25 protein-coding genes are annotated in these 25945 nt (G+C 66.1%); 20 read left to right on the top strand and 5 right to left on the bottom strand.

The annotated features are described in order from the left end of the window. Positions 1–48 precede the first annotated feature (48 nt). The 5 genes from RB623_RS13460 (at position 49) to RB623_RS13440 (ending at position 6552) form a co-directional block, all read left to right on the top strand. On the top strand, positions 49–2268 hold the full coding sequence (locus RB623_RS13460; RefSeq protein WP_308057356.1) for a pseudouridine synthase: 2220 nt from the start codon (positions 49–51) through the stop codon (positions 2266–2268). 6 nt (positions 2269–2274) lie between these two features. Beyond that, positions 2275–2829: a 16S rRNA (guanine(966)-N(2))-methyltransferase RsmD gene (gene rsmD / locus RB623_RS13455; protein WP_308057355.1), complete on the top strand. Its 555-nt coding sequence runs from the start codon at positions 2275–2277 to the stop codon at positions 2827–2829. A gap of 179 nt (positions 2830–3008) precedes the next feature. Then, on the top strand, positions 3009–4331 hold the full coding sequence (locus tag RB623_RS13450) for a M16 family metallopeptidase (RefSeq protein WP_374121674.1): 1323 nt from the start codon (positions 3009–3011) through the stop codon (positions 4329–4331). Between the two features lie 35 nt (positions 4332–4366). Continuing rightward, entirely contained in the window at positions 4367–5710 is a 1344-nt protein-coding gene (locus RB623_RS13445; RefSeq protein ID WP_308057353.1) for a pitrilysin family protein, read from the top strand. Continuing rightward, positions 5710–6552 (top strand): patatin-like phospholipase family protein, encoded by an 843-nt coding sequence (locus RB623_RS13440; protein ID WP_308057352.1) that lies wholly within the window; start codon positions 5710–5712, stop codon positions 6550–6552. Before RB623_RS13445 ends, RB623_RS13440 begins: the two co-directional genes overlap by 1 nt. Positions 6553–6851: 299 nt before the next feature. Here the strand turns inward: RB623_RS13440 and RB623_RS13435 are convergent, their stop codons facing one another. Both RB623_RS13435 and RB623_RS13430 read right to left on the bottom strand, forming a co-directional pair. After that, positions 6852–8243, bottom strand: a complete 1392-nt coding sequence (locus tag RB623_RS13435) for an MATE family efflux transporter (protein ID WP_308057351.1) — start codon at positions 8241–8243, stop codon at positions 6852–6854. Positions 8244–8295: 52 nt separating this feature from the next. After that, positions 8296–8712 (bottom strand): VOC family protein, encoded by a 417-nt coding sequence (locus tag RB623_RS13430; protein WP_308057350.1) that lies wholly within the window; start codon positions 8710–8712, stop codon positions 8296–8298. A 122-nt stretch (positions 8713–8834) separates the two neighbouring features. Here RB623_RS13430 and RB623_RS13425 point away from each other — a divergent pair, with 122 nt between their 5' ends. The 6 genes from RB623_RS13425 (at position 8835) to lpxK (ending at position 14449) form a co-directional block, all read left to right on the top strand. Next, entirely contained in the window at positions 8835–10178 is a 1344-nt protein-coding gene (locus RB623_RS13425) for a TldD/PmbA family protein (RefSeq protein WP_308057349.1), read from the top strand. Beyond that, on the top strand, positions 10165–10989 hold the full coding sequence (locus tag RB623_RS13420) for a 3'(2'),5'-bisphosphate nucleotidase CysQ (protein ID WP_308057347.1): 825 nt from the start codon (positions 10165–10167) through the stop codon (positions 10987–10989). Before RB623_RS13425 ends, RB623_RS13420 begins: the two co-directional genes overlap by 14 nt. An 84-nt stretch (positions 10990–11073) precedes the next feature. Continuing rightward, positions 11074–11328, top strand: a complete 255-nt coding sequence (locus tag RB623_RS13415; RefSeq protein ID WP_308057346.1) for a DUF4170 domain-containing protein — start codon at positions 11074–11076, stop codon at positions 11326–11328. Beyond that, positions 11328–12116: a lysophospholipid acyltransferase family protein gene (locus RB623_RS13410; RefSeq protein ID WP_308057345.1), complete on the top strand. Its 789-nt coding sequence runs from the start codon at positions 11328–11330 to the stop codon at positions 12114–12116. Before RB623_RS13415 ends, RB623_RS13410 begins: the two co-directional genes overlap by 1 nt. Further along, positions 12113–13429 carry a lipid IV(A) 3-deoxy-D-manno-octulosonic acid transferase gene (gene waaA, locus RB623_RS13405; RefSeq protein ID WP_308057344.1) on the top strand — a complete coding sequence of 439 codons (1317 nt, stop codon included), beginning with the start codon at positions 12113–12115 and terminating at the stop codon, positions 13427–13429. The genes RB623_RS13410 and waaA overlap by 4 nt, the downstream gene beginning before the upstream one ends. Continuing rightward, positions 13430–14449: a tetraacyldisaccharide 4'-kinase gene (lpxK, locus tag RB623_RS13400; protein ID WP_308057343.1), complete on the top strand. Its 1020-nt coding sequence runs from the start codon at positions 13430–13432 to the stop codon at positions 14447–14449. On the opposite strand, the gene RB623_RS13395 is transcribed toward lpxK, so the two are convergent. Beyond that, positions 14442–14678: a DUF2093 domain-containing protein gene (locus tag RB623_RS13395; RefSeq protein ID WP_308057342.1), complete on the bottom strand. Its 237-nt coding sequence runs from the start codon at positions 14676–14678 to the stop codon at positions 14442–14444. The two genes, lpxK and RB623_RS13395, sit on opposite strands and share 8 nt — an antisense overlap. Before the next feature lie 251 nt (positions 14679–14929). Here RB623_RS13395 and RB623_RS13390 point away from each other — a divergent pair, with 251 nt between their 5' ends. From RB623_RS13390 to RB623_RS13380, 3 genes are all read left to right on the top strand, one after another. Beyond that, a complete protein-coding gene (locus RB623_RS13390; protein ID WP_308057341.1) occupies positions 14930–15703 on the top strand; it encodes an amino acid ABC transporter substrate-binding protein in 774 nt (257 codons plus the stop codon). 110 nt (positions 15704–15813) lie between these two features. Continuing rightward, on the top strand, positions 15814–16494 hold the full coding sequence (locus RB623_RS13385; protein WP_308057340.1) for an ABC transporter permease subunit: 681 nt from the start codon (positions 15814–15816) through the stop codon (positions 16492–16494). Then, entirely contained in the window at positions 16491–17237 is a 747-nt protein-coding gene (locus tag RB623_RS13380; protein ID WP_308057339.1) for an amino acid ABC transporter ATP-binding protein, read from the top strand. The genes RB623_RS13385 and RB623_RS13380 overlap by 4 nt, the downstream gene beginning before the upstream one ends. 315 nt (positions 17238–17552) lie before the next feature. On the opposite strand, the gene mutL is transcribed toward RB623_RS13380, so the two are convergent. After that, complete coding sequence (gene mutL, locus RB623_RS13375; protein ID WP_308057338.1) at positions 17553–19382, bottom strand: DNA mismatch repair endonuclease MutL; 1830 nt, start codon at positions 19380–19382, stop codon at positions 17553–17555. Positions 19383–19521: 139 nt separating this feature from the next. Here mutL and RB623_RS13370 point away from each other — a divergent pair, with 139 nt between their 5' ends. From RB623_RS13370 to RB623_RS13350, 5 genes are all read left to right on the top strand, one after another. Next, entirely contained in the window at positions 19522–21276 is a 1755-nt protein-coding gene (locus RB623_RS13370) for an adenylate/guanylate cyclase domain-containing protein (RefSeq protein WP_308057337.1), read from the top strand. A 43-nt stretch (positions 21277–21319) separates the two neighbouring features. After that, complete coding sequence (locus tag RB623_RS13365; RefSeq protein WP_308057336.1) at positions 21320–21589, top strand: hypothetical protein; 270 nt, start codon at positions 21320–21322, stop codon at positions 21587–21589. 199 nt (positions 21590–21788) lie between these two features. Continuing rightward, positions 21789–22472, top strand: coding sequence for a superoxide dismutase (locus tag RB623_RS13360; protein ID WP_308057335.1), 684 nt, complete (start codon positions 21789–21791; stop codon positions 22470–22472). A gap of 120 nt (positions 22473–22592) precedes the next feature. Beyond that, positions 22593–22823, top strand: coding sequence for a hypothetical protein (locus RB623_RS13355; RefSeq protein WP_308057334.1), 231 nt, complete (start codon positions 22593–22595; stop codon positions 22821–22823). After that, on the top strand, positions 22820–23116 hold the full coding sequence (locus RB623_RS13350; protein WP_308057333.1) for a type II toxin-antitoxin system RelE/ParE family toxin: 297 nt from the start codon (positions 22820–22822) through the stop codon (positions 23114–23116). The genes RB623_RS13355 and RB623_RS13350 overlap by 4 nt, the downstream gene beginning before the upstream one ends. An 89-nt stretch (positions 23117–23205) precedes the next feature. Here RB623_RS13350 and RB623_RS13345 read toward each other — a convergent pair whose 3' ends face one another. Beyond that, positions 23206–23862, bottom strand: a complete 657-nt coding sequence (locus RB623_RS13345; protein ID WP_308057332.1) for a DUF2270 domain-containing protein — start codon at positions 23860–23862, stop codon at positions 23206–23208. Between the two features lie 308 nt (positions 23863–24170). Here RB623_RS13345 and RB623_RS13340 point away from each other — a divergent pair, with 308 nt between their 5' ends. After that, a complete protein-coding gene (locus tag RB623_RS13340) occupies positions 24171–25892 on the top strand; it encodes an adenylate/guanylate cyclase domain-containing protein (protein ID WP_308057441.1) in 1722 nt (573 codons plus the stop codon). The last annotated feature ends 53 nt before the right edge of the window (positions 25893–25945 follow it).

The following is a 25945-nucleotide window of genomic DNA, read 5'->3' as shown; positions in this document are numbered from 1 at the left end:
CGCGTCCGGAACGTTACTGCTACACCGCGCCCTGAAAGGCAAAGGCCCATGGACGACGAACCGAAAAAACCTTCCGGCAGGAGCGCGCGCGCGCCCGGCGACCGCAAAACCGGCAACCGCACCGGCGGAACTGGCCCGAAAGGCGGCAAGCCGGGATTTCGCGCCAAGGGCGACAAGCCTGGATTCGGCGGAAAGAAGACGTTCGGAGAGAAGAAATTCGGCGGCAAAAGTGGCGGTTTCGCGGCCAAGGGCGGCAAGCCGTTCCGCGACGGCGATCGGCCGGCCGCGAAAGCTCGGTTCTCCGGTGATACGGCCTCGGGCGAGCGCCAAGCTCGCGAAAAGCCGTTCCGCCGTCGCGAAGGCGACGATGCGGGGGAGCGTCCGGCGAAGTCGTTCCGCCGCAGCGACGAGCCTCGCGGAGAGGGCCGGCCATTCAAGCCGCGCGGTGACAAACCGTTTGCGCCGCGCGACGGGAGCAGGCCGTTCAAGCCGCGCGAGGACAGATCGTTCAAACCGCGCGACGACGGTGGTGAGGCCTCTGGCGAACGCGCCGCAAAACCCTACCGACCCCGTCCGGAAGGCAAGAGTTTTTCACCCCGCGAGGACAGGCCGTTCAAGCAGCGCGAGGAAAGATCGTTCACGCCGCGTGGCGATGGCGACTCGCGGCCGGGCCGCCATGAACGCTCGCTGTCACGCAGGGACGATACCGCGGCGCGCCCCGAGCGGCCGTCGCGCTCCGATGCGGGAGACAGGCCTTTCACCAAGCGCCGCCCGGACTCCGGGGAGGGGGATCGTACGGTGCGCAGGTTCGAGCGTGAAGACCGCCCGCGCGAACAAGGTGACCGCCCGCGCCGTTTCGACAGGGACGGCGACGGACAGCGTTCGCCGCGAAAACCGTTTGAGAAACGGGACGCCGGGCCTTCGCGGCCTTCCGGCGAGCGCAAGCCGTTTTCCCGCGCGCCGATCTCCGCGGAAGAGGGCGGCGAGCGCATCGCCAAGCGCCTGGCGCGGGTCGGCATTGCCTCGCGGCGCGACGCCGAGGACCTGATCGCCGCGGGTCGGGTTCGGGTCAACGGCAAGGTCCTGGCAAGCCCGGCGGTCAATGTGACGGCCGAAGACGTGATCGAACTCGACGGCAACCTGCTGCCGCCGATCGAGCGTACAAGGCTTTTCCTTTTCCACAAGCCGGCCGGCGTGGTGACCACCAATCGCGATCCGGAAGGCCGCCGCACGGTGTTCGACGTGCTGCCGGCCGATCTGCCCAGGCTGATCACCGTCGGGCGGCTCGACATCAACACCGAGGGCCTGCTGCTGCTCACCAACGATGGCGGGCTGGCGCGCACGCTGGAACTGCCGGCGACCGGCTGGCTGCGCCGCTACCGGGCGCGCGTTCATGGCAAGGTCGAGGAAAGCGCCTTGGCGGCGCTGAAGGACGGCATCGCGGTCGACGGCGTGTTCTACGGCTCGATCGAGGCGTCGCTCGACCGCGAGCAGGGCACCAACGCCTGGCTGACGATTGGCCTGCGCGAAGGAAAGAACCGCGAGGTCAAGAACATTCTTGGCGCGCTCGGTCTCGACGTGACGCGGCTGATCCGCATTTCCTTCGGCCCGTTCCAGCTCGGCGAACTGCCGGAAGGCCATGTTCAGGAGCTGAAGGGCAGGATGCTGCGCGACCAGCTCGGCGAGCGTCTGATCGAGGAATCCGGTGCGAATTTCGAGGCCGATATCGTAAAGCCGTTCTCCAACAAGCCGAAGTCCCGCGAGGAGCGACCGGAGTCCGAGCCGCACCGCACGCCCCGGCCCCTCGCGGTCGGCGAGGGCGGCCTGATCAAGGCGCGCGGACGCAGCAAGGACCGCATTCGCGAGGACGCGCTGGGCAGGTTGTCGACCAAGCCCGATCGAGGCGGATTCGGCGACAAGCCAGGGCGCGGAACCGGCGGCGGACGTTTCGAGCGTGGCGCGAAACCTGACGCCGGGGATCGTCCGCCGCGCGGGAAAAAATTCGGCGAGCGCGAGCAGCGTCCGGTCGAGCCGCCGGGGCAGCGCAAGGCGAATGTCTGGATGGCTCCAGGGTCGCGGCCGCAAGGCGCCGGGCGGCTGGCCGCCGAAAAAGCTGCAGCCGAGGAGGCCAAGAAAAGCCGCAAGCCGGCCTACGGCAAGCCCGGCGGCGCAAAACCCTTCGGCAAGCCACGCGGCGAGGGCCGGGACGGCAAAGGCGGTCCGGGCGATCGACCGGTGCGGCCGCGCAAGCCGCGCGACGACGAGTAGTCGCGCATGCGCATCGTCGGGGGAGAATTTCGCGGCCGGCCGCTGGCGACGCCGCGCTCGCAGGATATCCGCCCGACCACCGACCGTGCGCGCGAGTCGGTGTTCAACGTCGTCGCCCACCGTTTCGGCGAGCGGCTTGCCGGTGCGCGCGTGCTCGACCTGTTCGCCGGCACCGGCGCGCTGGGCCTCGAGGCGCTGTCGCGCGGCGCCGCTTTCTGCATGTTCATCGAGGAATCGGCGGAGGGCAGGGGCCTGATCCGCACCAATGTCGAGGCGTTCGGCCTGACCGGGCGCACCAAGATTTTTCGGCGCGACGCGACGAGGCTGGGCGAGGCGGGCAACATCCAGCCCTTCGGCCTGGTCTTCGCCGATCCGCCTTATGCAAGGGGCTTGGGAGAGCAGGCGCTCGCGTCGGCTCTCGCCGGCGGCTGGCTGGCGCCGCGCGCCCTGTGCTTGGTCGAGGAAGCGGCCTCCACGGGCTTCGGACCTGTCGAAGGTTTTGAGCTGCTCGACGAGCGTTCTTACGGCGAAACCGTGATCCGGTTCCTTCAGGTCGCGTGAGTTCGCGGCCTCGATCCGCCTGAATTCGGCCCTGCTCTGCGCCCAACATGACGAACAATTCACTTTCCGCCTTGCGTCGGCGGCCCATATAAGGCCGGACCGAACCCCGCCGAGGAGCCCGCATGAATCTCGAAGCCAAGACGGTCCGCCAGTTTTTTCGTGCCGCGTTCCTCGGCCTGATGATCGTGTCGGTCCCCGCCGCCGCTTTCGCGGATGCAAAGGGAAAGCGGGAGCCGGTCGAGAATTTTCTGCTCGACAACGGCATGGAGGTGGTGGTGATCCCGGATCACCGCGCGCCGATCGTCACGCATATGGTCTGGTACAAGGTCGGCAGCGCTGACGAGCCGCCCGGAAAATCCGGCATCGCGCATTTCTTCGAGCACCTGATGTTTAAAGGCACGACCAACCACAAGCCGGGCGAGTTCGACGCGGCGGTTGCCGCCATCGGGGGCAGCGAGAACGCCTTCACCTCCTACGACTACACCACCTATCACGAGACGATCCCGCCGGACGCGCTGGGCACGATGATGGCGCTGGAAGCCGACCGCATGCGCAACCTGATCCTCACCGACGCGGTGATCGGGCCGGAGCGCGACGTGGTGCTGGAGGAGCGCCGGTCGCGCATCGAGGGCGATCCGGAATCGCTGCTGTCGGAAGAGGTGCAGGCGACGCTCTACCAGAACCACCCCTACCGGGTGCCGGTGATCGGCTGGATGCACGAGATGGAAAAGCTGAACCGCGACGACGCGGTCGCCTTCTACAACCAGTATTACCGTCCGAACAACGCCGTGCTGGTGGTGGCCGGCGACGTCGAGGCCGACCAGGTACGCAAGCTGGCCGAGGAAACCTATGGCAAGGTGGCGCGCGGTCCCGACCTGCCGCCCCGCATCCGGCCGACCGAGCCGGAGCAGAACACCGGCCGCACGGTGACGATGGTGGACGCCCGCGTCACGATACCGAGCTTCGCCAAATACTGGCTGGCGCCATCCTACCGCACCGCCGAGCCGGGCGAGGCCGAGGCGCTCGACCTGCTGTCCGAGATACTTGGCGGCGGCACGCGCAGCCGGCTCTACCAGCAGCTTGTGGTCAAGGACGGCATCGCGGCCGGCAGCGGGGCCTATTACGACGGCACCGCGCTCGATGAGACCAGCTTCACCGTCTACGGCTCGCCGCGCGGCTCCGACGGTCTGCAGAAGCTGGAGAACGAGGTGGATGCCGAAATCGCTCGCGTCCAGCGCGACGGCATCGGCGCGGATGAGTTGGAGAAGGCCAAGAACCGGCTGGTGCGCAGCATGGTCTTCGCCCAGGACAGCCCGTCCAGCCTAGCCAACATGTACGGCTCGGCGCTGACCACCGGCAGCACCGTCAAGGACGTGCAGGCGTGGCCGGACCGGATCAAGTCCGTGACCGCCGACCAGGTCAAGGCGGTGGCCGTCAAATATCTCAAGCCGCATCAGTCCGTGACGGCCTATCTGCTGCCGTCGCAGGAAACCTCCAATTGATCCGGGCGGGAACGAGCATGATCTTCGGAAGCATAATGCGAAACCACGCCGCGACCCATATTGGTAGTGCAGCCAAGGCGCTCAGCCTGCTGTTGTTGATTGTCAGCTTTCCAGCGCAAGCAGCCGTAAAGATTCAGGAAGTCACATCGCCGGGCGGCATCACAGCCTGGCTGGTCGAGGACTATTCGGTGCCGATCGTCTCGCTGCGCTTCTCCTTCGCAGGCGGCGAGACGCAGGACCCGCCAGGCAAGGAAGGCATGGCCAACCTGATCACCGGCCTGTTCGACGAGGGCGCCGGCGACCTTGACAGCGACGCCTTCCAGACGCGCCTGGACGATGCCGGCGCTGAGATGCGCTTCAACGCCAGCCGCGACAACATCTACGGGGCCATGCGCATGCTGGCCGACCAGAAGGACGAGGCGCTGGAGCTTATGCGGCTGGCGATCACCCAGCCGCGCTTCGACCAGGCGCCGGTCGACCGTATCCGCAACCAGATCATTTCCGGCATCCAGTCGCAGGCCAAGGACCCGCAGACCGAGGCGACGCGCCGCTGGCTCAAGGCGATCTATGGCGACCATCCCTATTCGCGACCGGACGAGGGCACGGAGGAGTCGCTGAAGACCATCACGGCGGACGACCTGCGCGCCTTCCACAAGGCGCTGTTAGCCCGCGAGCAACTGCACGTCGCCGTGGTCGGCGCGATCGACGCCGAAACGCTGAAGCGCGACCTCGACAAGCTGTTCGGCGGCCTGCCGGAAAAGCCGGCGTTGACGCCGGTGGCCGACATCGCGCCGAAGCTCGGCCAGGTGGTGCGCTACGACTATCCGCTGCCCCAGACTGGGCTGCATCTCACCTATCCGGGGGTGGCCCGCAAGGACGCGGATTTCTTCCCGGCGGTGGTGATGAACCACATCCTCGGCGGCGGCTCCTTCACCTCGCGGCTGTTCAAGGAAGTGCGTGAAAAACGCGGCCTAACCTACGGAATCGATTCATCGATCGTGAATTACGAGCACGCCAATGCGCTGACCGTCGGCACATCGACGCGCGCCGGCAAGGGCAGCGAAACGCTCGGCATCATTCGCGAGGTGGTCAAAGAGATGGCCGAGAACGGGCCGACGGAGCAGGAACTGGCGGCGGCCAAGAAATACATGATCGGCGCCTACGCCATCAACAATCTCGATTCATCCAGTTCCATTGCCTCGACGCTGGTCGAATTGCAGAATGTCGGGCTGGGCGCCGACTATTTCGAGCGCCGCGCCGACTTCATCAATGCCGTCACGGTCGACCAGGCGAAGGCGGTGGCGAAGAAACTGCTCAGCGTCGAGCCGGCAGTGCTGATCGTCGGCCCGGCTGAAGACAAGGGAGAGGCCGGAAACTGATGAGCCCGACATTCGCGGTCGCCTTCGGCGGGGGAGGAGCGCGCGGCCTCGCGCATATCCACGTCGTCGAGGCGCTCGACGAACTGGGCATCCGGCCCGTGGCGATCTCGGGCTCCTCCATCGGCGCCATCATGGGCGCTGGCATGGCGGCCGGCATGTCCGGCCGCGACATCCATCATTATGCAGGCTCGATCCTCAGCCGCCGCGCCGAGGTGGTGAGCCGCATGTGGAAGGCTCGCCCCGGCACCTTCGCCGAGGCGCTGCAGGGCGGCATCCGCGTCACCCAGTTCAACATCGAGCGCATTCTCAAAGCCTTCCTGCCGGACGCCATTCCCGACCGCTTCGAGGAACTGAAGGTCCCGCTGAAGGTCACGGGAACGGATTTTTACGGGCACAGGCTGGCGGTGTTCGAGGAGGGCGACCTGTTTTCCGCGCTGGGCGCCTCGGCGGCGATTCCCGCCGTGTTCAGCCCAGTGCGGCGCGACGGCGTGCTTTACATCGATGGCGGCATCTACAATCCGGTGCCGTTCGACCTCGTCACGGGATCGGCGGACATCGTCATTGCCATCGACGTGGTCGGCGCGCCGGAAGAGGGGGGGCGGACACGGCTCACCTCGATCGACATGATGTTCGGCGCCACGCAATTGATGATGCAGTCGATCATCGCCGGCAAGCTGGAGCACGCGCAGCCGGATATCCTGCTCAGGCCGCCCGTGTCGCAGTTCCGTGTGCTGGATTTCATGAAGATCGAGTCGGTGCTGGCCGAGACGGTTTCGATCAAGGACGAACTGAAGCGGGCGGTCGAGGAGGCTATCGCCAACCGCGAGAGGCGGCGGGCCTGATGCGTCGGCCGAGAAGGCGCGTGAAGTCCGGAAAATCGAGCCAGAGCAATCAGTTGACGGATGCGCCGTTTGATTTCGGCGTTTTGGGCTTCTCCAACCCCCTCGAAATCACCGTTTGACGACTCAAGAATCGCCGTTCGGGCTTTCGCCCGCGGCTTTTGCCGTTCGTCTCGACGGTCGACGGATGGTCGCCGATAATAGGAAAATAATCCTTGACACCGTGACGGTGGTCTGGCAGAATTTTGCCATCGTCGGAAAAGTGCCTGCGACGATCTTCGCAAGTCTCCCGTCTACCGGATCTATCGGCCGCCGGTTTCCGGAGGAGGCGCGAGACCGCGTGCCGCGTCGTCCTCATCGGGTACCTGGGCGCCGATCCTGTGGATGACGCGAAAACACACGACCACCGAGGCGATGCCGAAGACGACAGCGCCGAGGCCCCAGCCGGCCACGACGCCGTGCGCGCCGTAGAGGGAGGCGCCGACCCAGACGAAGGGGATGACGCCGAGCGTCGAGCGGCCCCAGTTGAAGACGGTCGAATAGGTCGGATAGCCGAGATTGTTGAAGGCCGCACTTGCCACGAAGATCGCGCCGGTGAACAGAAAGCTGCCGGCGGCAAAGCGGCAGAAGAAGACGACCAGGTCGCGGGACAGGCCATGCGCGCCGAACAGGCTGGCGATCGGTTCCGCGAAGATCGCCAGCAGCGCCCACATTACGGCGACATAGACGATGGTGACGATCAGGCTGTCGCGCATGGTCGAAACCAGCCGGTCGTATTTGCGCGCTCCGAAGTTCTGGCCGAGGATCGGGCCGACCGCGCCGGACAGCGCGAATACGACGCCGAAGGCGACCGGCAGGATGCGCCCGATGATCGCCCAGCCCGCCACCGCCTGGTCGCCGAAAGTCGCCATCTCGATGGTGACGAAGGTGTTGCCGACCGGCGTCGCGATCTGGGTCACCACCGCTGGAAAGCCGATCGAGAAGAACGGCCGCGCCGCCTCGATCAGCCGGGTGCGGTCCGGCAGGCGGACCAGCCGGTGGACGACATGGGCGCCGTGGAGGCCGATGGCGAGCATGACGAAACGCGCCAGCACCGTCGAGATCGCCGCGCCGTCGAGCCCGAGGCCGAGCGCGAAGATGAAGATGGGATCCAGAACGGCGGCGGCCAGCCCGCTGCCCAGAGTCACATACATGGCCCTCCGGGCGTCCGCGGCGCCGCGTAGGATGCCGGTGGTGCACATGCCGAGCGCAACGATTGGCGTGGACGGAAAGACGATCTGCAGGAAGCGGGTCGAAAGCTCCAGCGTCTCGCCGCGCGCGCCCATCAGCCAGGTGAGATCGCGCAGGAACGGCCAGATGAGCACCGTCATCAGCAGCGTGGTTGCGGCCATGAAGACGAGCGAGGCGCCACCCATGCGCGCCGCTTCCTCGCGGTTCCCCCGGCCGAGGCAGCGCGACACCAGCGCGCCGCAGGCGATGGTGAAGCCGATCGCGACGGAGATGGTGAAGAACAGCAGCGTGGAGGCGAAACCCACCGCCGCCGCCAGTTCCTCGATGCCGAGCATCGAGATGTAGAAAAGGTTGAGAGCGTCGACGATGAAGATGGAGATCAGGCCGACCGAGCCGGTTCCCGCCATGACGATGACGTGCCGCAGCGTCGAGCCGGTGGTGAATATTGCGACGGGAGCCGGCATCGACCTGTCCGCTTTCGTCTCGGCGCTGCGCCGTCGCGACGGTTGTTAGACTTTAGTGCGCGAAAACCTGTTCGAGCGAGCGAAAGCCCTTGAATTCGAGCGCGTTGCCCGAAGGGTCGCGGATGAACAGCGTCGCCTGCTCGCCCGGTTCGCCGGCAAAGCGGATCATTGGCCGCTCGATCCAGTCGACGCCGGGCGCCGCCTCAAGCCGTTCCGCCAGCGCCTGCCAGGCGTCCATCAGCAGCACCGCCCCGAAATGCGGGATCGGCACGAGTTTGCCGTCGACCTTGCCGTCGGCATCGGCCTTCGTGAGCGACGGCCGCAAATGCGCCGACATCTGGTGGCCGTAAAGGTCGAAGTCGACCCAGGTTTCGGACGAGCGTCCGATGGCGCAGCCGAGCACGTCGCCGTAGAAGGCGCGCGTCTCGTCGAGGTCGCGGACAGGGAAAGCAAGGTGAAAGGGTGTCATCGAATTCGTTCCGAGGGCGTGGCTGCCGCGCCGGCAGGGGCGGCGTGCTGCCGCAAGCCATTGCACAAGCCGGGGCGGAACAATAGATGGTGCAGCATAAAACGCATGAGCCGGATAGCCGAATGGACGCAACCCTAGAAGCCGCCAGCCTGATCGACCGAGTCTCGGCCCTTGTCGAGGCCGCAAAGGCGGCAGGAGCGGATGCGGCCGACGCGGTCGCGGTGCGCGGCCGCTCGACCAGCGTGTCGGTGCGCCTCGGCAAGGTCGAGTCGACGAACGCCTCGGAAGGCGACGACGTCTCGCTGCGGGTTTTCGTCGGCCGGCGCGTCGCAAGCGTTTCGGCGACGGCGGCTTCCGATCCGAAAGTTCTGGCCGAGCGAGCGGTGGCAATGGCGAAGGTTTCGCCGGAGGACCCGTATCAGGGGCTTGCCGACGCCGCACTTCTGGCGAAGTCGGTACGCGACCTCGACCTTTACGACCAGACCGTCGTCTCGGCCGACCGGCTGAAGGAGGACGCGCTCGCCGCCGAGGAAGCGGCGCTGGCGGTGGCCGGCGTCACCAATTCCAGCGGCAGCGGCGCCAGCGCCGGTCTCGGCGGACTGGTGCTGGCGACGTCGCACGGCTTTCTGGGCCAGTATGTCGGCACCCGCTTCTCGCGTTCGGCCAGCGTGATCGCCGGCGAAGGCACGCGCATGGAGCGCGATTACGATTTTTCGTCGCGCCTGCATTTTTCCGATCTCGACACGCCGGAAGCGATCGGCCGCAGCGCCGGCGACCGCGCGGTGCGGCGGTTGAACCCGCGCAAGGCCGCGACCGGCGAGGTTACCGTCGTGTTCGATCCGCGCGTTGCGCGCGGCATTGCCGGACATCTGGCCGGCGCCATCAACGGCGCCTCCGTGGCGCGCAAGACCAGTTTTCTGCGCGACATGATGGGCAAGCAGGTGGCTTCAAGCGCGATCACCGTGATCGACGAGCCGGCGCGCCGGCGCGGCCAGGCGTCGCGGCCCTTCGACGGCGAGGGCGTGGACGGACCGACGCTGACGATGGTCGACAAAGGTGTGCTGAACCACTGGTTCCTGTCGACTTCGGCGGCGCGCGAGCTTGGCCTGACCACCAACGGGCGCGGCGCGCGCGGCGGCTCCTCGGTGTCGCCGTCCTCCACCAACCTGTCGATCGAACCGGGCGAGGAGACCCCCGAGGCGCTGATCCGCGCGCTGAAGACCGGCTTCTACGTGACCGAGGTGTTCGGCCAGGGCGTCGACATGGTGACCGGGGAATACAGCCGCGGCGCCTCCGGCTTCTGGATCGAGAACGGAGAGCTCACCTATCCCGTGTCCGAAGTGACGATTGCCTCCAACCTCAAGGACATGTTCCTGCGCATGGAGCCAGCCAGCGATCTCGACCGCAACTACGGCACCGCCGCGCCGACGCTTCTCATCGAAGGCATGACTCTTGCCGGCAGTTGAGACACCAGAAGCAGACACAGGCCTGCGGGCCGACCTCGACCTGCTGCGCGACGCCGCGCGCGAGGGCGGGCGGATCGCCATGCGTTACTTCCGGCAGAAGCCGGAAGTCTGGATGAAGGCCGGCAGCTCGCCGGTCAGCGAGGCCGACTACGCGGTCGACCGTTTTCTGCGCGAGACGCTGCTTGCGGCCCGACCGGACTATGGCTGGCTATCAGAAGAGACCGCCGACTCGGCGGCGCGCTTGAGCGCGCGGCGCACCTTCGTGGTCGATCCGATCGACGGAACGCGGGCGTTCCTCGAAGGCGGGGACGTCTGGTGCGTCAGCGTGGCGGTGGTCGAGCGCGGGCGCTCGGTGGCCGGCGTGCTGGAATGCCCGGCGCGCAGGCAGACCTACTGGGCGCTGCCGGGCGAGGGCGCCTGGCGCAATGCGGCTCGCATCCGCGTGCGTCGGCCTGGCGACAGGCTGGAGATCGGCGGCCCGAAGGCGCTGGTGGACACAATGCCGGAGCAGTGGCTCAACCGGCTGGAGCGGCGAAGCTACATCCCCTCGCTCGCCTATCGCCTCGCCATGATCGCCGACGGCAGCCTGGACGCCACCTTCGTCAAGCCGAATTCGCATGACTGGGACCTCGCCGCCGCCGACCTGATCCTCAGCGAGGCAGGAGGGCGGCTGCTCGACGAAACCGGCAAGCATCCTCCGTTTGCCGGCGAGATCGTCAGGCATGGAGCGCTGGCTGCCGGCAGCGGCGAGCTGCTCGATGCGATGGCCGGAGTGATCGCCTCGCAGGTGGGCCCGCCTGCCGGCGGGTAGCGGGTAATTCGCACCTCCGGTTTCAAATACGACCAAATTCCACTAGACCAATGCGCGCTTGTTTTCGCGACTCAGGATCCTGCAATGGCTGAAGAAGACGGCAAGAAGCAGCTTCTGCACCTCGTTTTCGGGGGCGAGCTGAAATCGCTGAAATCCAACGATTTCCGCGATCTCGACAAACTCGACATCGTCGGCATCTTCCCCGACTATGCCTCCGCGCTGACGGCGTGGAAGGGAAAGGCGCAAGCAAGCGTCGACAACGCCCATATGCGCTACTACGTGGTGCACCTGCACCGTCTGCTCGATCCGGAGGGCAGAGCCTCGGGTGACAAGAGCTGATGACGGATAATCCAGTGGCGCCGTCGGCGATCCGCGCCGGGGCCAAGAAGCGTCGCAAGGTAGGCGGGGCCAAGGGGTTGTGGCGGCGCATCCGCCAGCCGCTTGCGCAATCGACCGTGGCCAAGTCGACGCTGGCGACGCTGCTGGCCGGCGCGTTGCGGCTCGTGCGCTCGACCAACCGTTACGCCGCCGGATCGAGCGACATCGCGACGTCCTACGAGAAGATCACGCCCTCGATCCTGGCGATCTGGCACGGCCAGCATCTGATGGCGCCGGTGCTCTATCCGCGCGGCAAGCCGCTGTCGGCGATGGTGTCGCGCAGCGCCGATGCCGAACTCAACGCGCTGGTGGTCGAGAAATTCGGCTTCGAGGCGGTGCGCGGCTCGGGCGGGCGGGAGGACAAGAAGAAGCGTGACCGTGGCGGCGCCCAGGCGCTGATCGCCCTCAAGAAGGTGCTGGAAGCCGGCAGCAACGTCTGCATGATCGCCGATATCCCGCACGGCACGCCGCGCCAGGCCGGCATGGGCATCGTGACGCTGGCGCGGCTCTCCGGCCGCCCCGTGGTGCCCGTAGCGATGACCACCAGCCGCCGCAAGGTGCTGGAGAAGACCTGGGACAAGACCACCATCAATCTGCCCTTCGGCCGCTGCGCGATGATCGTCGGCGAACCGATCGCTGTGCCGGCCGACGCCGACGATGCCGAGATGGAACGCAAGCGGCAGGAGATCACCGCCGCCCTGAACGAGGTGACGGAGCGGGTCTACCGCATCGTCGACCGCCGCGCATGAGCGAACGCTGGGCACGCGCCACGCTGCAAGCCTACCGCCTGGGGGGCGCCATCATCTATCCAGTGATCGGCACCTATGTCGCCTGGCGCGCCAGCCGCGGCAAGGAGGACCGCGCCCGCCGGCGCGAGCGCTACGGCCATGCCAGCAAGCCGCGCCCGCCCGGTCCGATCATCTGGGTGCATGCGGCGAGCGTCGGCGAGACCAACGCGGTCGTGCCGCTGGTGCAGCGCATCCTCGGCTACGGCGTCAATGTCGTGCTCACCACCGGGACAGTGACCTCCGCGCATCTCGCGCAGGAGGTGTTCGGCGAGACGGTGATCCATCAATACGTGCCGCTCGACCTCAAGCCCGCCGTCGACCGCTTCCTCGACTATTGGGAGCCCGACCTCGTCATCATCGCCGAATCCGAGATCTGGCCGATGACCATCCTCGAACTCGGCGACCGGCGGGTGCCGCAGGTGCTGGTGAACGGGCGGCTGTCGGACCGTTCGTTCCGCTCCTGGAAAAAGCGCCCCTATCTTGCCGAGGCGCTGTTCGAGAACCTGGCGCATGTGGTGGCTCAGTCCGACCTGGACGGCGAGCGGTTCCAGGCGCTCGGCGCGCGCCCCGTCACGGTTTCGGGCAATCTGAAGGTCGACGTCGGCCCGCCCGCCGCGGATGCCGGCGCACTGGCGGTGCTGAAGGGCCAGATCGGCAAGCGCCCGACCTGGGCCGCGGTTTCGACCCATGACGGCGAAGAAAAATATGCCGCCGAGGTGCATCTGGCGCTGAAGGCCCGCCATCCCGGCCTGCTGACCATCGTCGTGCCGCGCCACCCGGACCGTGCATCCGCGCTCCACTCCGAACTCTCGGCGATGGGCCTCAACGTCGTGCGCCGGACAGGTGGCGGCGAGATCAAGGACGACACCGACATCCTGCTGGGCGACACGATCGGCGAGATGGGGCTTTACCTGCGCCTGACCGAAATCGCCTTCGTCGGGCGCTCGCTGGCTGCGGAGGGCGGGCAGAACCCGCTGGAGCCGGCCATGCTCGAGACCGCCGTGCTCGCCGGTCGCAACGTCCAGAACTTCCGCGATTCCTACCAGCGGCTGATCGACGGCGGCGGCGCCCGGCTGGTGCGCGACAAGGATATGCTGGCCGGCGCCGTGAACTATCTGCTCAGCAACGAGCCGGCCCGGCGCGAGATGATCAGCGCCGGCGCGGCGGCGGTCGAGGAGATGCGCGGCGCGCTGGAGCGGACGCTGAAGGCGCTCGACCCGTTCATCCATCCGCTGGTGGTGAAGTCGCGGCTGGAAAAGCCGAACGGGGCGTAGGTGGGTTTCGACGCGCCCGGCTTCTGGTGGCGGCCGGCGGGCTGGGAGGCGGCAGCGCTGGCGCCTGCTGCTGCGATCTACGGCGCCATTGCCGGCAGCCGCCTCGCCAACGCCCCGCGCGAAACGATCGGCGCGCCCGTGCTGTGCGTCGGCAATCTCACCGTCGGCGGCTCCGGCAAGACGCCGGTGGCGATCGCGCTCGCAAGGCAAGCGAGGGCGATGGGGCTCAAGCCGGGATTTCTGTCGCGCGGCCATGGCGGAAATGCCGCCGCGCCGCAGATCGTCGAGCCGGGACGCGACGATGCGCGCGCCGTGGGCGACGAGCCGCTGCTGCTGGCCGCGCATGCGCCGGTCGCCGTCTCGCCGGACCGCGCGGCGGCGGCAAGGCTGCTGGTGGCGCGGGGATGCGATTTCATTGTCATGGACGACGGGTTCCAGAGCGCCCGTATCAGGTTCGATCACGCCCTGCTGGTGGTCGATGCCCGGCACGGCGTCGGCAACGGCCGCGTCCTTCCCGCCGGGCCGCTGCGCGCCGCCATGGCCGACCAACTCCGCTACGCCGACGCCGTGCTCAGCATGGGCGAAGGCCCCGGTGCGGACGAGATCGTCGCGGCGGCCGCGCGCACCGGCAAGCCGGTGTTTTCGGCGGCGTTGGAGCCCCTCGATGCAGGCCGCTTCGCCGGACGGCGGGTGCTCGCCTTCGCCGGCATCGGCCATCCGGACAAATTCTTCGATACGCTGAGGGCGGCCGGCGCCGACGTCGCCGTGGCGCGGCGGTTCCCCGACCATCATTTCTATACGCAGGCCGAGCTGCGCGAACTGGTTTCGGCCGCGCGGGCACAGGATCTGGCATTGGCGACGACCGCCAAGGACGCGGCCCGCCTCGGCGGCGATGCCGCGCTTCAGGAAATCCGGGCCGGGATCGAGGTTCTGGAGGTCGACGCGGTCTTCACGCCGGCACAGGCGACCACAACCATCGTCGAGGCGGCGGTTCGGGCCTGGAGCGCCCGCGCTACCTGAGCGAACGGGTGCGCAGCGACGGGTCGGAGTCGAGCTCGCGCTTCAGCGAGGAGGCGGCGTCGACATAGGGCTCCTGGCGCGCGACGCTCCAGTATTTCAGCTCGTCCAGGGCGATCCGCTCGCCGGTCACCGCGCAGCGCACGAACGATCCGGGGCTGGTGACCTGGAAATCTCCATCGAGGTAGCGGATCCCGGCTTCCCTTGCGCCCGGACCCTCGAAGCGGTTCATGCTCGAGATCCCTTTCAATCCGCCCCTTCCGCCATAAATCGGCAGGCAGGTCAAGCTGTAGCCGCCCGATGACCTTCGGACAGGCCGCAAGGTGGGCGCTCATTGCACGCGAGCGCCAAGATCAGGCTCCTTGAGGAAAATGGTTCATTCAAGACGGGAGAAACGGGAATGAAATTTCTTACGGCCTTCCCATTTATCCCGGATAAGCGGCTATCTTCGCTTCCGATCCAACCAAAGGCAGGATCCTGATCATGAAACTCCTCAAGTCGCTGCTCGTCGCCGGAGCCCTGCAACTCCTGGCGCTGGCCCCCTCGCATGCCGGCGAGAACCTGGCGCAGATCCAGTCGGCCGGCGTCATCAAGATCGGCACGGAGGGCACCTACGCGCCCTTCACCTATCACGACACCTCCGGGGCGCTGGTCGGCTTCGACGTCGAGATCGGCCAGGCCATCGCCAAGCGCCTCGGCGTCAAGGCGGAGTTCCTGGAGGGCAAGTGGGACGGCCTCATCGCCGGCCTCGACGCCAACCGCTACGACGCCGTCATCAACCAGGTGGGCATCACCGAGCAGCGCAAGCAGAAGTACGATTTTTCCGATCCCTATATCGCCTCCAAGGCGGTGCTGATCGTCGGCGCCGGCAATGAGGAGATAAAGTCCTTCGCCGACCTGAAGGGCAAGAAGTCGGCGCAGTCGCTGACCAGCAATTTCGGCAAGCTCGCCGAGGCCAATGGCGCAGAGCTGGTCGGCACCGACGGCTTCGACCAGTCGATCCAGCTTCTGCTCAGCGGCCGCGCCGACGCCACCATCAACGACAGCCTGTCCTTCCTCGACTTCAAGAAACACAAGCCCGACGCCCCGGTGAAGATCGTGGCGCAGGAGGACGAGGCCGACCATTCAGGCGTGATCATTCGCAAGGGCGAGCCGGAGCTGCTGGAGGCGATCAACAAGGCGCTGGCCGAGATCAAGGCCGACGGCACCTACAAGCAAATCTCCGACAAGTATTTCGGTCAGGACGTCTCGCAGTAGGAAAACGGCGGAAATCCTGCGGGCGGCCGGTTCATGGACCGGCCGCCCGTTTGTTTGCCCGCTTGCTTCATGCCAAGGTCTGCCGCCTTCGTGGTTTCGGGAGATGACGCGTGCCCCACTGGCTTCAACTGATGCTGGACTCGCTCGGCCCGCTGTTGTGGGCGGCGGTGAAATTCACCGCGCCGCTGACGATCCTGTCCTTCGCTCTCGGGCTGACCGTCGGCCTGATCGCGGCGCTGATCCGGCTGTTCGCGCCGGCGCCCTTCGCGGCGGCGATCCGCTTCTATGTCTGGATCATCCGCGGCACGCCGCTCCTGGTGCAGCTCTTCCTCATCTTCTACGGCCTGCCCAGCGCCGGCATCATCATCGACGCCTTTCCGGCGGCGCTGATCGGTTTCACGCTCAACATCGGCGCCTATTCCTCCGAGATCATCCGCGCCGCCATCTCCTCGGTGCCGCGCGGCCAGTGGGAGGCGTCCTATTCGATCGGCATGAGCTTTCAGCAGACGATCCGCCGCACCATCCTGCCGCAGGCCGGCCGGGTGGCGGTGCCGCCGCTCTCCAACACCTTCATCTCGCTGGTCAAGGACACCTCGCTCGCAGCCGCCATCACCGTGCCGGAACTCTTCCAGGCGGCGCAGCGCATCGTCGCCACCACCTACGAGCCGTTGATCCTCTACATCGAGGCGGCGCTGATCTACCTGGCGCTGAGTTCGATCCTGTCGGCCCTGCAGGTGCGGCTGGAGCACCGGCTCAACCGCTATGGCGGCTTCCTGGAGGCGCGGTCGTGATCGAACTCGTCGATATCGAAAAACGTTTTGGCGACAACGTCGTGCTGAAGGACGTCACGCTGCGCATGCGCGAGGGCTCCGTGACCGCGCTGGTCGGCCCTTCCGGCGGTGGAAAAAGCACGTTGCTGCGCTGCGTCAACCTCCTGGAGATCCCGACCGCCGGCACGGTGCGCATCGGCGAGGATTCGTTGCGGTTCCATCCCGGCCAGAAAGTCGGCTGGGCTTCGATCCAGCGGCTGCGCCGTCAGACCGGCATGGTCTTCCAGAATTTTCAGCTCTTTCCCCACCGCACGGCGATCGAGAACGTCATGGAGGGGCTGGTCACCGTGCTCAAATGGCCGACCGGCAAGGCGCGCCAACGGGCGCAGGCGCTGCTCGAAAAAGTCGGGCTGGCGCACAAGGCCGACGCCTGGCCGGCGACGCTGTCGGGCGGCCAGCAGCAGCGCGTGGCGATCGCCCGCGCCCTGGCGCCGTCGCCGCGCGTGCTCCTGTGCGACGAGCCGACCTCGGCGCTCGATCCGGAACTGTCGGAGGAGGTCGTGGACGTGCTCGGCCAGTTGGCAAGTGAGGGCACCACCATGGTCATGGCCACCCACGATTTGCGGCTTGCCTCGCGGGTAGCGCACGAGGTCGTGTTTCTTGATGCGGGCAAGGTGGTCGAGAAGGGCGAGCCGGCAAAGATCTTCGGCAGCCCCGAGCGCGAGCGCACCAAACGTTTCATCGCCACGCTGACGCAGCGGTGAGGGGCGGCGGTTGTATTGAGGTGCGTCCTTCGAGGCTCGCCCTGTGACGTTTTATCCTTTTGTTCCAATGTCGTACGGGCTCGCACCTCAGGATGAGGACCGTGTGCCTGCAACGCCAATCTTCAACGTCGCTCTCTTCTTCTTGCAGCAGCCTCTCGCAACTACGGTCGACGACCTGGACGATCTGCGTTGCAGGCACAACCGCCCTCATCCTGAGGTGCGAACCCGCATTGTTTTGAAAATGAAGGGATAAATCATCACGGGCGAGCCTCGAAGGACGCACCAAGTTCGGCCTCCAACGCCGGCGCATCCATCTCACCGCCTTCCGAACAGTCTTTCGATGTCGGTGAGCTTCAATTCGACATAGGTAGGTCGGCCGTGGTTGCAGGTGCCCGACCCCGGCGTCGCCTCCATCTGCCTGAGCAGCGCGTTCATTTCGTCCGGCAGCAGCCGGCGGCCGGAGCGTACCGAGCCGTGGCAGGCCATGGTGGCGGCGATGGCATGCAGGCGTTCCCTCAGCGTGTCGACTGTGTCGTTGTCGGCGATCTCGTCGGCGAGGTCGCGGATGAGTTGCTCGATATTGGTTTCGCCGAGCATGGCCGGCGTCTCGCGCACCGCCACAGCGCCCGGGCCGAAGCGCTCGATGCCGAGGCCGAAGCGCCGCAGCGTCTCGGCATGCAGCGCCAGCCGCTCGGCATCGTCTTCCGGAAGATCGACGATGGTCGGCAGCAGCAGCAACTGCGCCGGCATCGGCCGGCTGGCGAGCGCGTTCTTGAGCGCCTCGTAGACGAGGCGCTCATGCGCCGCGTGCTGGTCGACGATGACCAGCGAGTCGCCGGTCTGCGCGACGATGTAGTTTTCGTGGACCTGCGCCCGCGCCGCGCCGAGCCTCAGCCCAAGTGCTTCCGGGGCGGGAGCATCGCCGCTTGCCCGGGTGTCGGCGCTTTCCAAGGAGCCGGTGTCGAAGGCGGCCTGCGCCGCTTCGCCGAAGCCCGGCGCCAGCGGCCGCTGGAACGAGCGCGCGGCGTCGAACGTGCCGGCGACGGCGCCGCGGAAGCCCGGATTGTAGCCGCGATGGCCGCCGGTCGGGCCGGGATGGTCGTAGGCGGTCGGGCCGGGACGGAAGGCGCCGAGCATGGCCGCCGCTCCGGTCGAGGCGGGGCGGATGCCGGAGGCGGCCAGCGCCTCGCGGATCGCGCCGACGATCAGCCCGCGCACCAGGCCGGGATCGCGGAAACGCACGTCGGCCTTGGCGGGATGGACGTTTACGTCGACAAGCGCCGGATCGAGCGACAGAAAGAGGGTGGCGACCGCGTGGCGGTCGCGCGCCAAAGTGTCGGCGAAAGCGCCGCGGATGGCGCTGGCGATCAGCCGGTCGCGCACCGGCCGGCCGTTGACATAGACATATTGCTGCAGCGCGTTGGCGCGCGAATAGGACGGGGTCGAGACATGGCCGTCGAGCCGCACCCCTTCGCGCAGGGCATCGATGGCGATCGAATTCTCCGGGAACTCCGCCCCCATCACCTGGGCGATGCGGCGCAACCGGTCGCCAGTGGCGGAAAAGTCGAGCGTCGAGCGGTCCGGGCCGGACAGCGTGAAGCGGACTTTGGGGAAGGCGATGGCGATGCGCCTGACCACGTCGGCCATTGCCGTGGCCTCGGCGCGCTCGCCCTTCATGAATTTCAGCCGCGCCGGCGTGGCGTAGAACAGGTCGCGCACCTCCACCGCCGTGCCGCGATTGGCGCCCGCCGGCCTTACGGCGGAAACCTGGCCGCCTTCCACGGAAATCTCGGCCGCCTCGCCGGACGCTGTGCGCGAGCGGATCGCGAGCCGCGAGACAGCGCCGATCGATGGCAGCGCCTCGCCGCGGAACCCCAGCGTTCGGATGTCGTCGATGCCGTTTGCGAGTTTCGAGGTGCAGTGGCGCGACACCGCGAGTTCAAGCTCGTCGGCGGGAATGCCGATGCCGTCGTCGCTGACGCGGATCAGCGACAGCCCGCCCCCGGCCGTGGCGATCTCGACGCGGGTGGCGCCGGCGTCGACGGCGTTCTCGACCAGTTCCTTCACCACGCTCGCCGGACGCTCGATCACCTCGCCGGCGGCGATCTGGTTGATCAGGGTTTCGGATAGCTGGCGGATCGGCATGCGAGGATTATAGGCGGATTCGAGACCGACCTTCCATGGGAAAGGCAGTCTGCAAGGCGGATCGATTGCCCTCGGGTGGCGAATTCCTGTTCGCTTGCATTTTGCGTTCGGCTAGACTGCGACGAGGAGGTGGCCGTTCTTGCAGGAGCAGAGCCGCAAACTCGTGGCTATACTGGCCGCCGACGTGGCCGGTTACTCGCGCCTGATGTCCGCCGACGAAGCGGGTACGCTGGCACTGCTGAAGAAGCTGCGCTCGGAAATCCTCGACCCCGAGATCGATCGTCATGCCGGCCGGGTTGTCGGGTCCGCCGGCGACAGCCTGCTGGTCGAATTCGCCAGCGCGCTGAGCGCGGTCGAATGCGCGATGGAAATGCAGCGGGCGCTGGCAAAGGAAAACAGCAACCTGCCGGAAGACCGGCGCATGGCGTTCCGGATCGGCGTCAATCTGGGGGACGTCATTGCCGACGGCGACACGATTTACGGCGAGGGCGTCAACGTCGCCGCGCGTCTGGAGAAGCTGGCTCATCCCGGCGCCGTGTGCATCGGCCGTAATGTCTACGATCAGGTCAAGGGCAAGCTTCCCTTCGTCTATCGTGATCTGGGCGAACACAAGGTTCACAACATCCCCGAGGCGGTTGCCGTCTACGCGGTGGACCAGCCAGGCAATCTGATCGAGCAGGCACTGAACGCTGGTCCTCTCGTGCTGCCCGACAAGCCCTCCATTGCCATATTGCCTTTCCAGAACATGAGCGGCGACAAGGAGCAGGATTATTTCAGCGACGGCATTGCCGAGGACATCATCACTGCGCTTTCGAAGATGCGCTGGATATTCGTGATCGCCCGAAATTCAACCTTTGCCTACAAGGGGAAGGCTCCCGATGTCCGTCAGGTCGCGCGGGAGCTCGGCGTCCAATATGTGCTGGAAGGCAGCGTGCGCAGGGCGAACGATCACCTTCGCGTCACGGCGCAGCTTGTCGATGGCGCCAATGGCATTCATGTCTGGGCCGAGCGCTACGACCGCGCGCTGGCGGATATTTTCGCGGTGCAGGACGAGATCACCATGAGTGTTGTGGCCGCCATCGAGCCCGAACTCTACGCGGCGGAAAACCTGCGATTGCGGAACAGGTCCCCCGAAAACCTCGACGCCTGGGGCTGTGTCGTTCGCGCCATGCCGTATGTCTGGGTCTGGACGGTCGCCGAAACGGAAATCGGCTTCAATCTGCTGCAGCGCGCGATTTCCATCGATCCGGACTATGCGCGGGCGACGAGTTTGCTTGGCTGGTTGTATGCCGCCCGCGCCCATCTCGGCCTGGCCGATCCGCCACAGACGCTCGCGACGGCGATGTCGTTGGCACAGCGTGGCATCGACCAGGACGACAGCGATGCCTGGGGCCATGTCACTGTGGGCTACGTTCACATGGTCGGGCGGCATTTCAACGAGGCCGTCGCCGCGCTTGGCCTGGCGATCGATCGAAATCCGAGCTTTGCGCTCGCCCACATGATCCTCGGTTCGACCTATGGTTATGGAGGCGAAGCGGAAAACGGGATGCGACATCTGGCGATCGCTACGCGGCTCAGTCCGCGCGACTCGATCCAATCAGCGACGCTGTCGACGATCGGCACCTGCCATTTCATGCGCGGGCGTTTTGCCGAGGCCGTCGATTTTCAGCACCGCGCAGTCAAGCTGCGGCCCCACTTCGGAACGGCATGGCGCAGCCTCGCCGCCGCCGCGGGAATGGCGGGCGACACCGTGCTGGCCGGCATGGCGCTGGCGGAGGCCACGAAGCTTCAGCCTGACCTATCCATAGCGTGGGTGGAGGCCTATCACCCGATCGTCCATTCAAAGGATCGCGCCGTCTATGTCGAGGGGCTTCGTAGAGCGGGGTTGCATTGATCCGGTGCGCTGGCGTCGACGGCTGTTGTCTTGCCTCGTTGTAATGGCGGCCTCCACGCCCAGCCATGCCGCGCCGCGCGACGTGGCATTCGACGATCCGCTGTTCCGGCTTTGCATAAGCTGGATGCTGGACGGCACCAGGGGCGCCCTCATCGACAATCTCTGCGCGGATAACTACGCCATTCCTCCGCCTTCGCTTTTCCTGTGCGCAAGAAAAGTCATGGAAGGGTTCGCGTCCGAGGCCGACAAGGAGGGCTGCGCGCTGATTTTCGAGGAACAGGCAAGGAAGGCGCGCTCGGGCTACGTCAAATAAGGCGCGCCAGGGTGTGCGGAGATTTAGGGGATGCCGGCCTGATCTGAATCTCGACACACCCTAGGCTTGTATGCCGGACGCGTGGTATTGGGCGGCGTCTGCGACAAGGCGGATCGAGCGGCCGGTAGCGTCCTCGTGACGGAACTCCTCCCGCGCGTCCGAGTTGGGCTGGCGACAGGGCCAGACGAGGAGAGATTTCATGCCTGCCACCATGACGAGACGGACCGTGCTGGCGCTGAGCGCCGTAGCCACCGCCGGCGTGCTGTTGCGCCCACACATCGCCCGCGCCGCGAGCCCGTTCGAGCAGCCGCCGCTACCCTATGGCGAGGATGCGCTCGCGCCGCAGATCTCGTCGCGCACGGTCGGCCTCCATTACGGCAAGCACCACAAGGCCTATTTCGACAAGCTGAACAAGCTCGTGCCCGGCACACCCTATGCCGACATGGAACTCCAGGAGGCGGTGGTCGCCTCGAAAAAGGACGGGGAAGACAAGATCTTCAACCAGGCCGGCCAAGCCTGGAACCATGTCTTCTACTGGGAGCAGTTCAAGGGCGGCCCGACCAAGCCGGCCGGCGCCTTCGCGCAGGCGTTGGAGCGCGACTTCGGCGGCGACAAGGGGCTGTACGACGCCTTCGCCAAGGAAGGCGACACTGTCTTCGGCACCGGTTGGGTTTGGCTGGTTGCGGACGGCGGCAAGCTTGCCGTCAAGGGTTACCAGGATGCCGGCAACCCGCTGCCCGATGGCCTGACGCCGCTTGTCGGCATCGACCTTTGGGAGCACGCCTATTATCTCGACTACGAGAACCGCAAGGCCGAGCACGTCGCGGCCGTGCTGTCCGAGCGCATCAACTGGCAGGCGGCGGGCGAGCGCATGGGTTCGTAGCGGGCGTTCGAAGCTGGTCTCAGTTTTGGGCGCAATCGCAGGGATTTCCGGCGAAGGCTCTGTCTCCACGGCTTCCACCCGCGAATATGTTGTCACCGCAAATCGTGATAAAGTGTCCAGATGACCAAGCTTCTCGAACAGGCCATCGAGGCCGCCCGCCAGCTTTCGCCTGAAGAGCAGGACGAGATCGCGCGCACGATATTTGAAATCGTTCGCGGCACGAGCGATGAAGTTTATGTGCTTTCCGAGGAGGAACGGGCAGCAATCGCTGTCGCCCGAGCGCAAATCGCACGTGGCGAGTTCGCGACCGAGGAAGAGCTCGAGGCGGTGTTCAAGAAGTATGCCTCATGAAAACGCGGCTCGCGCCCGCAGCCGTTCAGGACATCGTCGACATTCTTGGTTTTCTTTCCACCCGATCGGCCTCCGCCAGTACCGGATTCCGCGACAGGTTTAGGGAAGCACGTCAGTTCATCGGCCAATACCCCCTCAGTGGAAGGCAGACGGACGAGTCTAATGTTCGGTATGTCAACACAGGTAAACATCCCTATTTGATCTTTTACGAGATATTCGATGCTGAAGTCGTGATCATGCGCATCATCCACGGCGCTCGTAATCCGCAAACTATGCCGGCACGGCCGAGTTAGAGCCTTGGATTGCTATATCGGCCCGACGAGCGAGGCTGCATTTACGCCGATCCAAGCGTGTTGTTGGTGCGATGGGCAAGGCCGTGCCCTTACACATGCACGTCGCCATCACCCGGCAAGGGCTCGCGATGCTGAACTGCGGTAAGGACCAGCCAGCTATAAAACATCGCCACCGCGATCAGGACGAACCAGCCGGGCAGGAAACCCAGCGCCGCATTGTCGGCCATCTCGCGCAGCGAAGTCACGACATCGCGGCTGGCGGCGACGTCCTGCAGCTTCGGCGTCGACAGCTTGAGCGCCCATGCCACCAGGATGACCAGGAAGATCCAGAAGTAGTTGCGCCGCAGGCGCCGTGACATGGCGCTGTGGAGGCTGACCATGAATTTCGGGTTGTCGAGGCTTCGGCCGAGAGCGTGCGCCCATTCGGGATCGGCCGCTCGGCCGGACAGGAACAGCGGCGAGAAGTAGTTGCGTTCGACCAGGCGCACGCGCGCCCGATAGACGTCGAAGAAGCGGTAGCGCCTCGCCTCGATGATGAGGAAGAGCAGCACAAGCAGCATGGTGAACAGAAGCACGCCGTGGTGCGATGACGGCGAGGACAGCGACACCGACAGCATCGCGCCGCCGCCGGTGATGGCCCAATTGGTCGTACGGTCGATACGGTCGCGCCAGCCGGCCATGCGGGCGATCTCGGCGCGGTGGTAATGCGCCAGCGCCGTGATGTACTCCGACGCCGTGGTTGGCATGGGCGGGGTTGCAAATCCCGGGGCCGAACCTTCTGTCTGCGGCGGAACTACCCCATGATGCGATCCTCCCTGCGTGCACCAGGATTATGCCTCGCAACGAGTAACCTGCCAAATTCAATCCCCGTCGCGGCGCGTGGCGCGATTTGCGCGGTGGTCGCGGGCGGCTTCCGCACCTTGGAGCCGCAGCGGCGAAGCTCGTTCGAAGCAATTGGCAGGGCCGAGCTTTTTCGACATTTTCGAGCTATGATGGCCGTGCGGCGTCGCGACCTCGGTCGCGTTGCCGATGGCCCGGGGGGACGACCTACGCCATGCGCCGACACCTCGCAGCGATCCTGGCAGCGGATGTCGCCGGCTACAGCCGGCTGATGGGTGAGGACGAGGAGGGCACCGTCAAAGCCCTCCACGACCAGCACGCCATCATGTTTCCCATGATCCGTGCCGACGGCGGACGCGTCATCAACACGGCCGGCGACAGCATCCTGGCCGAGTTCGACAGCGTCGTCGGCGCGGTCCGGTGTGCCGTCGGCATGCAGAAGCTGCTCGCAGAGCAGAATGCGATCATACCCGATTCACGCCGGCTGGCGTTCCGGATGGGCATCACCCAGGGCGAGATCGTCGTCGACGAGGACGATGTCTACGGCGAAGGCATCAACGTCGCCGCTCGGCTACAGGCATTGGCGGAGGTTGACGGCATAGCGATCTCGGGCCGCGTTCACGAAGACGTTGCCGGCAAGTTGGATGTCGAGTGGCGCGAGGCCGGTGAGCAAACGCTGAAAAACATCGCCCGGCCCGTGCGGGTGTGGCGATGGTCCGCGACGCAGGCGCAGTCGCCGCCGCGCGCGATGCCCGTCGTTTCCGACCGCCCGTCGATAGCTGTTCTGCCCTTCGACAATCTCAGCGGGCAGGCTGAAGAGACAGTGTTCAGCGATGGTGTTACCGAGGACATCATCACCGGACTGACGCACTACCGTTCGCTCTTCGTCATCGCCCGCAATTCCTCCTTCTCCTTCCGCGGCAAGCCGACGAGCCTGGTTGAAATCGGACGCCAGCTTGGCGTATCCCACCTTCTGGAGGGCAGCATCCGTCGCTCCGGCGACCGTATTCGGATCACGGCGCAACTGATCGAGGCGGCCACCGGCGCCCACATCTGGGCCGAGCGCTACGATCGCAGCCTGACCGACATCTTCGCTGTCCAGGACGAACTTGCTCGGACGATCGTCTCCACCCTGGTCGGGCGAATTCAGGATGCGAGGTTGCAGCGTTCGTTGCGCGTGCCGACAACCAGCCTCGACGCCTATGACTGCCTGCTGCGCGGCCTGGCCCACTACCGAGGCTTCGCCGGGGACGACAACAGGAAGGCCCAGGAGATGTTCGCGCGCGCGGTCGAGCTCGACCCGTATTTCGCCCTGGCTCATGCGAACCTGGCCATGACCCACACGGCCCTTTATGGGCATACGGCAGCCCCTCCCGAGATCATCGACGAAGCATTCGTCATGGCGTCGCGGGCGCTCGAACTCGATCCACAGGAAAGCCATTGCCATCGCGTAATCGGCACCATGTGGTTGTTTCGGCGCCAATACCACGCTGCCGAGCAGCATTTCCGGCGTGCGGTGGAACTCAATCCGAATGACGCCGACCGGCGGATGGGCCTGGGCTATCTGCTGGTTCTTCGCGGCAAGATCGACGAGGGGTTGGAAAGGATGCAGGAGGCGGGGCGGCTCAATCCATTTCCACCGGTCTGGTACCATGCCCGTTTCGGCGTCGTCTATTATTCGCTGGGGCGATTTGCCGAAGCCGCCCAGGAGTTCTCCGAAATTCCGACCCCCGGATACTGGTTGCGCGCGCGACTTGCCGCCTGCGACGCCCAGCTTGGGCATGCCACCGAGGTCGAGGCGCTGAAGGCGGCTATCTTGGAAGAGAGGCCGGATTTTTCCATCGCCGAGTTTTTTCGCAAGGACATCCTGCTCGAACGGGCCGAAGACCGCGAATTGCTGCGCGAGGGATTGATCAAGGCCGGATTGCCCGAGTAGCCCGGACCGGCTTGGCCGCTACAGAGTGAAGGCGCGTCAATGACTGGTCCAAC

Origin of the sequence: Mesorhizobium sp. LHD-90 (assembly GCF_030929505.1) — a bacterium.
Lineage (GTDB): Bacteria > Pseudomonadota > Alphaproteobacteria > Rhizobiales > Rhizobiaceae > Kumtagia.
Note: the sequence above shows the minus strand (reverse complement) of the source record. Positions and strands in the feature narration are given on the sequence as shown.